The organism is Pseudoalteromonas sp. Z9A5 (assembly GCF_011378875.1).
Lineage (GTDB): Bacteria > Pseudomonadota > Gammaproteobacteria > Enterobacterales > Alteromonadaceae > Pseudoalteromonas.
Window position 1 is genome coordinate 72301 of record NZ_WTLC01000001.1, and the last position, 11813, is coordinate 84113.

Below are 11813 nucleotides of genomic sequence, written 5' to 3' on the forward strand. Positions count from 1 at the left end.
TATAGGCAAGAAAGGTAATAATGGTAGTAATAAAATGCTTTAAATTGTTTAATAATGTTTATTGTTAGCTAGGTTGTTGTTGGTAAAAAGCTTTATTATTTAAAACTTTTTCAAGCTCCGCTTTTACTTTTTCAACAGGGATTGGGCGCGCTATAAAATAGCCTTGCCCGTAATCTACACCAATCTCTTTTAGTGCGAAAAATATTTCTTTATTTTCAACATATTCAGCTACAGAGCGTTTATCGAGTGAGCGACTTATATCGTTAATGGCTTTAACTAATGCTAGGTCTATAGGATCATTTAGCATGTCACGTACAAACGAACCATCAATTTTTACATGCTGTGCAGGTAATTGCTTTAGATAATTAAAAGTACTAAAGCCTGTTCCAAAGTCATCAATCGAAAAGTGACAGCCTAAGCTATTAAGCTTTTCGATCATTTTGCGTGTTGCCTTTAAGTTATTAATGCTTGCTGATTCGGTTATTTCAAAAATAATACGGCTAGGTGATACTTGGTACTTTGCTAAATTCGATTCTATAAGAGGCAGTAATCGTTCATCTAAAAATGATTGAGCGGATAGGTTAATTGCCACCTGGTTGAGTTCTGGGTGTTTTGATACACATTCAATAGCGTTACGAATAACGCACTGATCCATTAAAAATGTATCATTTAACATCTCTAATGAGGGAATAAATTGGTCAGGGTATATCAGCTTATCATTAAGCTTTAAGCGCAGAAGGGCTTCAAAATAAGCAACTCTACTTTCTTTGAAATCCCATATTGGTTGATAATGAAGTTCTATATTATCTTGTTTTAGCGCTTGGCGAATCTCATGACCCCACTCTAAACCTGTTTGCAGCGTGTTATTTTGTGCATCTTCTTTGCAATAGCAGTGAACTAAATTACGACCTAAGTTTTTAGCAATATATAGTGCGATATCAGCTTGTTTTAAACATTCATTAGGGTCGCAATTTTTTGATGTTATTTGAGCTAAACCAATAGAACAACTTATTGTATAAACTTGATCGTCTGATTTAAAAGCATGTTTTTCGATTGCGCTACATACGCCCTCAGCAACTAAGTGGGCCTCGAGCAAGTTCATGTTGGTTAAGATTACAGCAAATTCATCACCACCAATTCGGCAAACAAGATGTTCATCGCCAATATTTTCTTTAAACAACCTTGCCGCTTCTTTTAAAACAATATCACCTTGGTGATGACCTTGACTGTCATTTATTATTTTAAAATGATCAAGATCGATATAAATTAAAGCATGTTCGATATTTGAGTGTGTATGTTTAGGTTGGCATATACGATTAAGTTGTTGGTCAAAGTAATAGCGATTGTGTAAACCGGTAAGAGTGTCGTGCAATGCTAAATGACGCAGTTGTAGTTCAGCTTGCTTTCGTTCATGAATATTATCGATAGTCGCTGTAATAGTGGCATTATTATGGCTGTTTTTAATAAGCTGTAGCCTGCATTCAACCCAAATTTTACTGCCGTTTTTATGGCTTATCTTAACTTCAATCTGTTGTTTTTGTTCACCACCATGCAGAATATCATTTATTGTACTTTGTAACTTTTGTCGACACTCGTCAGTACAAAAATCAGTTAATGATCTCTGTAAAGACGTTTTAACGCCAAACCCGCTTAGTGTTTCCCATGCTGGGTTTATAAAGCGAATATGACCTTGCTGATCAAGCTCAAGCACAACGGTATTTAAATGTAATAAAATACGTTGGTGGGCAGAGAACAACTCTTTATATTTCATTTCGCTTAAGCTCAGTTGCTCTACTTTATGAGCAAACTCAGCGTAGCTAACCATAAAATCTTCGCGGCGAGCAGCGTGATCACATACTTTATTTAAAAAAGAAGAGTCGTAAGGTGCGCGAATAAAATCAGTAACGCCAGATAGTAAAAGTCGCTCGGCATAGTCGGCATCAGCATTATCTATAATTGTCACAATGGCTTGTTTAGAGTTGTGTTGCAGAATGTTTTCTACTAACACGCTAGCTCTATCGGCTCTGTCTGCAGTGGCATCTAAAAGTACTATTGCAAATTGTTGCTGGTTATAAGCATTAAGAGCTGATTTGCATGATGTTACATGTGTAATTGCAAAATTTAGTTTGAGTTCTTCACTAATGCTATCGGCTTTGCTTTGAAGTGGCTCTAATAATAATAGGTTTAATCTACTGCTTTTTTCTAAATGAGTTGACAGTACATTAGCTAAAACCTGTGGCAACATGTCTTGATGTTCAAAAGGTAATACCGCATCAATACCATAACTACGTGCCGTTGTTTCAGCTATTCGCTCGCAATAGATAGGGGGAATAAGTAATATTGGCGTATTTTTAGGGGTTTTTAATAAGCCTGAACGAATCATTCGTGAAAAGCGCCAACCATCAATTTTGCCAACATTTAGCCCAGTAATAATAATATCGACAGGTTGTTGTTTTAAGATTTTTAAAGCTTGTTGGCTGTCTTGCGCTTCAATAAAATTAAATACATTTAAATTATTTAAAGTGGTACGAATAGTACGACGTTCAGCACTACTTGCATTTAATATTAGCAACTTAAGCTGATTTTCCACGTGCTGGGTACTCCTACCAAAACTTAAAATTATTTAACGAAGTTAGAGTAATGATATTTTTTGATAAGAACAAGGTAATTCAGCGTAAGTACATATTTAAAATACTTTTTTTAAATTAATAGAAGTTAGACCGATTTCTTGAGCTTAATACACGATAGTTATACACTTGGCGCGATTTTAAATGATGTGGATAACCGATTATGCGCGTGGCTGATTTTAGCTTTGACTTACCTGATGAATTAATAGCTCGTTTTCCTAAAGCGGATCGAACGAGTAGTCGCTTATTTAGTCTCGATGGACCAAGTGGAGTGGTTGAGCACAAAGTATTTAGCGACATACTTGAATTAGTAAATGAAAATGACTTATTGGTGTTTAATAACACCAGAGTAATACCTGCACGCATGTTTGGTCAAAAAGCGTCTGGCGGCAAAGTTGAAGTGTTAGTAGAGCGAGTGCTTGATGAGCATCGTGTACTTGCGCATGTGCGCGCAAGCAAATCATTGAAACCAGGCAACGAAGTCATTCTTGAAGGTAAAGCAAAAGCAGTTATGGTTGCGCGTCACGATACATTATTTGAGCTTGAGTTTGATCATAGTCAAAATGTTCTCGACATACTGAACGATATTGGTCATATGCCATTACCGCCGTACATAGACCGTCCAGACAATGAAGCAGACCGTGAGCGCTATCAAACAGTTTATGGTGAAAAACCAGGTGCTGTAGCAGCCCCTACTGCTGGCTTGCATTTTGATGATAAGTTAATGGCAGCGCTTAAAAGTAAAGGCGTTCAAATGGCTTTTGTTACTCTGCACGTTGGTGCTGGTACGTTTCAGCCTGTACGAGTTGACAGTGTTGATGAACATATTATGCACTCAGAGTATATAGAAGTACCTGATGAAGTTGTTGATGCAGTGGCGCAAACTAAAGCTCGAGGCGGTCGAGTTATTGCTATAGGTACAACGTCGGTTCGTTCATTAGAGTCTGCAGCAAAAGTACATGGCGGTAAATTAGATACTTACTTTGGTGATACAGATATATTTATCTACCCGGGTTATCAGTTTAACGTTGTTGATGCCATGATAACTAATTTTCACTTACCAGAATCAACACTTATTATGCTTGTTAGTGCATTTAGCGGGCAAGACAACATAATGAATGCATACAACACCGCGATTGAAAAACAATATCGCTTTTTTAGTTATGGTGATGCAATGTTTTTAACTCGTAAGTAATTAAGCTCAACCAAAATGATTAAAAACCCCAGCAACGTTGTTGGGGTTTGTGTTTAGGATAGTTAATCGAGATCGAATTCACCGCAGCTAATAGTATTAACTTAGCAAAAAGGGTAGAATCGAGCGGTTAAATTATAGCTTGTTGGACTGTTTTTCTGACATTGAGGATGATATGAAATTTGAATTAGACCGTACTGACGGAAAAGCGCGCCGCGGCCGCTTGATTTTTGACCGTGGTGTTATAGAAACACCCGCATTTATGCCTGTAGGTACTTACGGTACTGTTAAAGGTATGACACCGGATGAAGTAAAAGCAACCGGTGCACAAATATGTTTAGGTAATACTTTTCATTTAATGCTTCGCCCAGGTACTGAAATCATCAAGCAACACGGTGATTTACATGACTTTATGAATTGGGATTTCCCAATTCTAACTGATTCAGGTGGCTTTCAGGTTTTCAGCCTTGGTGCAATGCGTAAAATTACCGAAGAAGGTGTGTTATTTAGCTCACCGGTAAACGGTGAAAAAATTATGATGTCGCCAGAAAAATCAATGGAAGTACAACGTGATTTAGGCTCAGACATCGTTATGATTTTTGACGAATGTACACCATACCCTGCTACCGAAAAAGAAGCGAAAGACTCTATGGAGCTATCTCTTCGTTGGGCTAAGCGCTCTAAAGAAGGTCATGGCGATAACCCATCTGCTTTGTTTGGTATAATTCAAGGTGGTATGTACCCAGAGTTACGTGCACAATCGCAAGCCGGTCTTGAAGACATTGGTTTTGATGGCTATGCATTAGGTGGCTTATCGGTAGGCGAGCCTAAAAACGAAATGATGAATATTCTTGATCATTGCGCGTTTAAAATGCCAGAAGACAAACCTCGTTATTTAATGGGTGTTGGTAAGCCAGAGGATTTAGTTGAATCGGTTCGCCGTGGTATAGATATGTTTGACTGTGTTATGCCAACGCGTAACGCTCGTAACGGTCACTTATTTATTACTACCGGTGTTGTTAAAATTCGTAACGCTGTGCATAAAACAGATACTGGTCCACTTGACCCTGAGTGTGATTGCCATACGTGTGGAAACTATTCACGCGCGTATTTACATCACCTTGATAAGTGTAACGAAATTTTAGGTGCACGACTAAATACAATTCATAACTTACGTTACTATCAACGTGTTATGGAAGGTTTACGTAACGCGATTAGCGAAGGTAAATTAGAAGAATTCGTAAAAGATTTTTATGCTCGCCGAGGCCAAGATGTGCCAGAGCTTGCTAATATCACAAATTAAAACTTAAAAATTAAAGAGGAAGTATCATGAGTTTATTTATTTCAAACGCACACGCAAGTGCTGGAGCTGTTGGCGCTGGCGGCGGAACTATGCAAATGCTAATAATGTTAGCTATTTTTGGTTTAGTTTTTTACTTTTTGATTTATCGCCCACAAGCTAATCGTGTTAAAGAGCATAAAAGCTTAATGAATGCGATGGCTAAAGGTGATGAAGTACTTACTCAAGGTGGTTTAGTGGGTAAAATTATAAAGATATCTGAAGATAAAGACTTCATCGTTATCTCACTAAATGAGCAAGCAGAAGTAACAGTACAAAAGTCATCTGTATCTGCGGTATTGCCAAAAGGCACAATGAAGTCGCTATAAAAATAATAAGGACGTTTCCGTGTTAAACAAGTTTCCACTTTGGAAATATTTACTTGTTTTAGCTGTGGTAGCCATTGGCCTTTTATATGCCTCTCCAAACTTGTATGGTCGCGATCCGGCTATACAAGTTTCAGGTGCTAAAGGCGCTGATGTCGATCTCAGTGTTGTAGACAAAGTAAATTCAATCCTCAAACAACATAACGTAACCGCTAAATCAACAGTACTTGAAGATGGACAAATTTTAGTTCGTTTAAAAAATGTTGAAGAGCAGCTAAAAGCGCATGATGTGCTGCGCGACTCACTTAGCGACGACTACATTTCTGCTATAAATATGGCTCCAGCTCAACCAGCGTGGTTAAAAGCGGTTGGTGGAGAACCAATGAAGCTCGGTCTTGATTTAAGTGGTGGTGTACATTTCACTATGGAAATCGACATGGCTACGGCGGTTGATAACCAACTTGAGCAAATGGAACAAGATTTTCGTAGTGATTTACGCGAAGAAAAACTACGTTACCGTAGTGTTCGACGTGTAGCCGGTTCTGAGCGTATGCGTGTAGAAATGCGTACCGAGGAAGATAAAAACGCAGCTGAAAGTGTTTTAGAAACTCGCTACCCACTAAACGTTTACATTGATGACAGCAGTAACGATAAAGCATTTTTTGCGACGATGAGTGAGCAAAAACTCAAAGGAATTCGTGACTACGCTATCAAGCAAAATGAAACGATTATTCGTAATCGTATCAACCAAATTGGTGTTGCTGAACCAAACGTACAGCGTCAAGGTTCTGAGCGTATTATTGTTCAACTTCCAGGTATTCAAGACACTGCTCGCGCTAAAGAAATATTAGGCGCTACGGCAACACTTGAATTTCGTGAAGTAGACGAAAATGCCGATGCAAGTGCTGCTGCCCAAGGTCGAATTCCTGCAGGCACTGAAATGATTATGAGCCGCGACGGTTATCCTGTGGTTCTTAAAAAACGTATTATTTTAGAAGGCAGCCATATAACTGGCGCGCAATCTGGCGCTGATGAATACCAACGCCCACAAGTAAGTATTACGTTAGATAGCAAAGGTGGGGCAAAAATGAATGCCTTTACCAAACGTGCTATTGGTAAGCGCATGGCAACGGTATTTATTGAGTACAAGCCATCAGGTAAAAAAGATTCAGACGGTAAAGCACTTCCACCGATTAAGGTTGAAGAAGTCATTAACGTAGCAACTATTCAAGCTCGTCTTGATCGCTCGTTCCGTATTACTGGTATTGATAATCCTGCTGAAGCGCATAACTTAAGTTTATTACTACGTGCTGGAGCACTTGTAGCGCCAATTCAAATTGTTGAAGAGCGCACAGTAGGTCCAAGCTTAGGCCAAGAAAACATTGAAGCGGGTATGACTGCGGTTGCACTTGGTTTTGCGTTTGTACTTGTGTTTATGCTTGTGTACTACAAAGGCTTTGGTATGGTTGCAAACCTTGCGCTTGCGGCTAACTTAGTGCTGATTGTAGGTGTTATGTCTTTAATTCCAGGCGCTACACTTACTCTGCCTGGTATCGCAGGTATTGTATTGACGGTTGGTATGGCTGTAGATGCTAACGTACTTATTTTTGAACGTATACGTGAAGAGCTAGCCGATGGTCGTAGCCCTCAACAGGCGATTCATTTTGGTTACGATAGCGCATTTAGCACCATATTTGATGCCAACATCACTACTCTGATCGCTGCCGTTATACTGTTTGCAGTGGGCACAGGTCCAATAGCAGGCTTTGCGGTTACACTTGCGATTGGTATTTTAACTTCAATGTTTACGGCCATTGTTGGTACCCGTGCGGTAATCAACTTATTTGTTGGTGGTAAACGTGTTGATAAACTTTCGATTTAAGGAGCAGACATGCAAATTTTAAGTTTGGGTAGTAGAACCCTTCGTTTCATGTCTCTTCGCAAAGTGGCTATGGGCTTTTCGACGTTATTAATTTTAGCGTCGTTTGCATCAATTTTTGTTAAGGGTTTAAACTTTGGTTTAGATTTTACAGGCGGTACTGCTGTAGAAGTTGGTTTTTCACAACCAGCAGACCTTAAAAAAGTACGTGATGCACTAGCTGATAACGGCTTTGCAGATGCATCGGTGCAACTATTTGGTTCAAGCCAAGAGATTTTAGTTCGCTTAGCACCACGTGGTAACGATGTAAAAGCCGAAGTAATTGGTAACCAAGTAATTGATGCCCTAAAAAAAGCTGATGACAGCGTAGTAATGCGCCGTATTGAGTTTGTAGGTCCAAGTGTAGGTGAAGACTTAAAAGAGCAGGGTGGCCTAGCCATGTTAACTGCGCTTATTTGTATTTTAATCTACGTTGCATTTCGCTTTGAATGGCGTTTTGCTGTTGGTGCGGTAGGTGCACTATTACACGATGTTATTATTACTGTCGGTTTATTTTCGATACTAGGTTTGGAGTTTGACTTAACTATATTAGCGGCAATTCTTGCGGTAATTGGTTACTCACTTAACGATACAATAGTTGTATCAGACCGTATACGTGAAAACTTCCGTAAGGTACGTATCGACGATACAGTAGAGATTATAGATATTTCACTTACTCAAACACTTAATCGTACTCTTGTAACATCAATCACCACTATTTTAGTATTGATTGCCTTGTTTGCTTGGGGCGGACAAACTATTCATGGCTTTGCAACTGCATTGCTGTTTGGTGTATTTATTGGTACTTATTCTTCTATTTATGTTGCGAGCTCTGTTGCTATTGCGATGGGTGTAAGTAAAGAAGATTTAATACCAGAAGTAATTGAAAAAGAAGGCGCAGACCAAGACGCTATGCCGTAATGGTTTTGTAACTACTTTAAAAAACCGCTCATTGAGCGGTTTTTTATTGTCTGTAATATATTTATGTTCACGATTTTTTAGCTTTACTGTGCAAGTATGAATAAACAGTGCTAACTTTGTAGAGCACACCATGAGTGTAACTCTGTACTATGTACTATGTATTTAAAATAAGTATTAATAGCGCGGTTATTAATAAGTACAGTTACATAATATCTTCATCGTTATCTTATATTTAGGCGCTGGAAGCTATTTAGCTTAAATAACGCGATAATTTAAACTATCAATAATAACTGTTAAAACTACCGATAATAACTAAGGTGATAATTATGTTGCCATTAAAGTATTTGATTAACGTAGTAAGTTTGTTTGTATGCAGCGCTTTAGCGAGTGAGGTAAATATAGTAAATATAGCGCAGGAGCAGCGTGTGCAATATGCTCGTGACGATTACCTTAACGAGCTATTAGAAAAAGCATTGGTGAGCGCACAATACCCTGCAGAGATTAACCCCGTTTTAATTCATCCCCATCAACAACGCACTTTAATAGCGCTAGATACAAAAAATTTAGATTTATACTGGAGTATGAGCAGCCCCGAGAGAGAGTCTCTAGCTATTGCGATTAAAATCCCATTATTTAAAGGCTACATAGGTAAAAGGGCGTTATTAACAAGTAAAAACAGCGTTACTAGATTTAAAGGTATTACTAGTTTAGAGCAGTTAGGTAAGCTTTCTGCGGTGCAAGGTCATGATTGGCCAGATACAAAAATAATGGCGTTTAATGGCTTACATATAAGGCCGCTTGCAAATTATCAAGCTATGTTTGCCTTAACAAGTGCAGGGCGTATTGATTACTTTCCACGTTCATTTATCGAGGTTAATTCAGAGCTTCTAGCTAATAAACAAAGCAACCTAGTGATAATACCTAACTTATATATAAGTTACCCAACAGGATTCTATTATTTTGTATCAAATAGTAAGCCAGAGCTTGCAGTGGCAATTGAAAAAGGGCTTAAAATAATGCAAAAAAATGGTGAGTTTGATACGTTGTTTGATGAATACTTTGCAAAGGATTTAAATACATTACCTTACGCAAAAGGTAAAACAGTAGAACTTAAGCTAGATAACCCTTATTTTTAAGCACAAAAAAAGGAGCCTAAGCTCCTTTTTCGTCATGCTATTTATTAGCGAAGTAACGACTCAGTTAGTACTGGACGAATTTCACGAATAATTGCTTGAGTAAGTTTTGGTGAACCACAGATAATATTACCGCTGTGGTTATAGTTATTACCACCAGCAAAATCTACAACCATACCGCCAGCTTCTTTAACCATAAGTTCGCCCGCTGCAGAATTCCAAGGTTTTAAACCAATTTCAAAAAAGCCATCAACACGACCAGCAGCAACATATGCCATATCCAATGCAGAACAACCTGCACGGCGAATATCAGCTGTGTGTGCAAACAATGCTTTGAATGCTTCTGTGTATGCATCCATGTGGTGTTTATTTTTGAAAGGGAAACCAGTTGCAAGTACAGTGCCCGCAAGAACCGTAGTTTTGCTTACACGTAGACGTTTGCTATTAAGTTGAGTGCCTTGACCGCGAGATGCAGTGAAAAGCTCACCACGAATTGGATCATAAATAACGGCTTGGTCTAAACGACCTTTAACTTTAAGTGCGATAGAGACCGCGTAATGAGGGATACCTTTGATGAAGTTAGTTGTTCCATCGATAGGATCTACAATCCATTGGTAATCATCATCCTTGCCTTTATGCTCACCTAGTTCTTCACCAACAATTGAGTGAGTAGGGTAAGACTGTAAAATTGTGTCGCGAATTACGGCTTCGGCTTCTTTATCAATGTTAGTTACTAAATCGTTAGCGCCTTTTTGTTGCACTTCAACTTTTGATAAATCTTCACTTGCGCGAAGTAAAATTTTGCCTGCGTTGCGCGCAGCGCGAACCGCAATGTTTAACATTGGATGCATGGTATTACCTTTGGGTTGTAAAAGAACGTTTATATATTTCAGCCGGCGTATTTTAGCGACTTTTGACATAAAGTAAACAATAAACCCCAAATACTTATGTTTGTTTTTTATACAATATTGAAAATTTATATATTTTAAAAAAATAATAATGAGCAATTAATAAGTCATTATGTTCCTTTGTGTATTAATCAAATCGAATTAATTTTAAATAATGCTTTACCTAAAGTTAGCTTGAGGTTTTATCGTGTTCCTAACTTAATTGATAGGACAACATTATGTATTTAGAGCACGTAAACTTAGTCGCGAATGATATAAATAGTATGCTTAAATTTTACCAAGCAGCATTTCCGTATTGGTTTATAAGAAGCGAGGGAACTGGTACTTGGTATGGTAAACCAAGGCGTTGGGTACACTTTGGAGATGCGACGCAATACATTGCAATAAGCGATCACGGGGAGGGTGAAAATAGAGATTTATCAGGGCATCAAGTTGGCTTTGCGCACTTTGCCTACGTGACAAATAATTTAGATGCTACAGTACAGCGTTTACAAAAAGCCGATTTTAAAGTAGCTAAAAAAGGAAGTGAAAACCCATTTAGAAAAAACGTTTATTTTATTGACCCAGCGGGCTTCGAAATTGAATTTGTTGAATACTTAAGTGATATTCCAAGTGAGAGGAATAACGACTTATAACGCATATTAGTCGTGCATATTAAGACCGCAGCATGCGGTGCCTAATAAAGTAAATACGTGATTTATATTGTAGATATAATTTTTAACGCTAACTATTGATGCGTAGAACCACCACCAAGTTGTGCTTTTAGCTCATTAGCAAAGCTTATAAATTTTTCTTTTATAGTACGTTTTATTTTTACTTCAACCGATCCCATTACCGCTTTTCCTTCAATATGAATTGTTGGACCTTGGCGCTTGTTTAGTGAGACCGACTTATTTTCAAGGCTACTTAAAATGCAAAACATTTTAGAGACTACATTTACGTGCTCAGGTACGTAAATTTCATCACTGCCAAAAATACAGTTAACATGAATAGTTACGTTTTGATGAGCAAAAATGGCATCAGTAAAATCAAGTACAACTGATCCCATAAAGTTACTCAAATATATATTTTTTGGCACGACCCACTGACCGCTGCGCTCGTTAGAGCCTAAAATGCTGCGCAGCGTAAAGTCATCATCACTCGTTTGCTGCGCTTTATAGTTTGGTGAAAACTGGGATTGCTTTTCAGCTTTATATTGTTGATCAGTATTAAGTGTTAAATCTTTAACTAGCATTAGTAGGGCTTCATTGTTGGCTGCATCCATCGCATTATCTAAACGTCGTTCAAATGCACTAACAGAAATAACCCCATGGCTATAATTATAAATTAATTGATCAATCACCTGTTCGCGTACTTGTTCTATTGGGCGATCTTCTACTTTTACTGACATGAGGACATTCCTTATTATATTTACTGTTGTTTATATATAAGCAAGCCACGTACCAAATA

10 protein-coding genes are annotated in these 11813 nt (G+C 38.1%); 7 read left to right on the plus strand and 3 right to left on the minus strand.

Annotation, left to right across the window (positions count from 1 at the left end):
• Nucleotides 1–64: 64 nt before the first annotated feature.
• On the minus strand, nucleotides 65–2590 hold the full coding sequence (locus GQR56_RS00335) for an EAL domain-containing protein (protein ID WP_166108786.1): 2526 nt from the start codon (nucleotides 2588–2590) through the stop codon (nucleotides 65–67).
• Nucleotides 2591–2790: 200 nt separating this feature from the next.
• Between GQR56_RS00335 and queA the strand changes: the two genes are divergently transcribed.
• The 6 genes from queA to GQR56_RS00365 all read left to right on the plus strand — a co-directional run bounded on the left by queA (nucleotide 2791) and on the right by GQR56_RS00365 (nucleotide 9459).
• Nucleotides 2791–3822 carry a tRNA preQ1(34) S-adenosylmethionine ribosyltransferase-isomerase QueA gene (queA, locus tag GQR56_RS00340; RefSeq protein WP_166108787.1) on the plus strand — a complete coding sequence of 344 codons (1032 nt, stop codon included), beginning with the start codon at nucleotides 2791–2793 and terminating at the stop codon, nucleotides 3820–3822.
• Nucleotides 3823–3994: 172 nt separating this feature from the next.
• A complete protein-coding gene (gene tgt / locus GQR56_RS00345) occupies nucleotides 3995–5122 on the plus strand; it encodes a tRNA guanosine(34) transglycosylase Tgt (RefSeq protein WP_166108788.1) in 1128 nt (375 codons plus the stop codon).
• A 26-nt stretch (nucleotides 5123–5148) separates the two neighbouring features.
• Nucleotides 5149–5487: a preprotein translocase subunit YajC gene (gene yajC, locus GQR56_RS00350; RefSeq protein WP_024610480.1), complete on the plus strand. Its 339-nt coding sequence runs from the start codon at nucleotides 5149–5151 to the stop codon at nucleotides 5485–5487.
• A 19-nt stretch (nucleotides 5488–5506) separates the two neighbouring features.
• The gene (gene secD, locus GQR56_RS00355; RefSeq protein WP_024610481.1) at nucleotides 5507–7366 is read left to right on the plus strand and encodes a protein translocase subunit SecD; all 1860 of its coding nucleotides are present in this window, start codon (nucleotides 5507–5509) and stop codon (nucleotides 7364–7366) included.
• A gap of 9 nt (nucleotides 7367–7375) precedes the next feature.
• Complete coding sequence (gene secF, locus GQR56_RS00360; protein ID WP_166108789.1) at nucleotides 7376–8323, plus strand: protein translocase subunit SecF; 948 nt, start codon at nucleotides 7376–7378, stop codon at nucleotides 8321–8323.
• Between the two features lie 326 nt (nucleotides 8324–8649).
• Nucleotides 8650–9459: a transporter substrate-binding domain-containing protein gene (locus GQR56_RS00365; RefSeq protein ID WP_166108790.1), complete on the plus strand. Its 810-nt coding sequence runs from the start codon at nucleotides 8650–8652 to the stop codon at nucleotides 9457–9459.
• Between the two features lie 44 nt (nucleotides 9460–9503).
• Here GQR56_RS00365 and suhB read toward each other — a convergent pair whose 3' ends face one another.
• Nucleotides 9504–10307 carry an inositol-1-monophosphatase gene (gene suhB / locus GQR56_RS00370; RefSeq protein ID WP_024610484.1) on the minus strand — a complete coding sequence of 268 codons (804 nt, stop codon included), beginning with the start codon at nucleotides 10305–10307 and terminating at the stop codon, nucleotides 9504–9506.
• A gap of 275 nt (nucleotides 10308–10582) precedes the next feature.
• Between suhB and GQR56_RS00375 the strand changes: the two genes are divergently transcribed.
• Entirely contained in the window at nucleotides 10583–10999 is a 417-nt protein-coding gene (locus tag GQR56_RS00375) for a VOC family protein (protein WP_166108791.1), read from the plus strand.
• Between the two features lie 92 nt (nucleotides 11000–11091).
• Here GQR56_RS00375 and GQR56_RS00380 read toward each other — a convergent pair whose 3' ends face one another.
• Nucleotides 11092–11754, minus strand: a complete 663-nt coding sequence (locus tag GQR56_RS00380) for a LiaF domain-containing protein (RefSeq protein WP_166108792.1) — start codon at nucleotides 11752–11754, stop codon at nucleotides 11092–11094.
• Nucleotides 11755–11813: the final 59 nt, after the last annotated feature.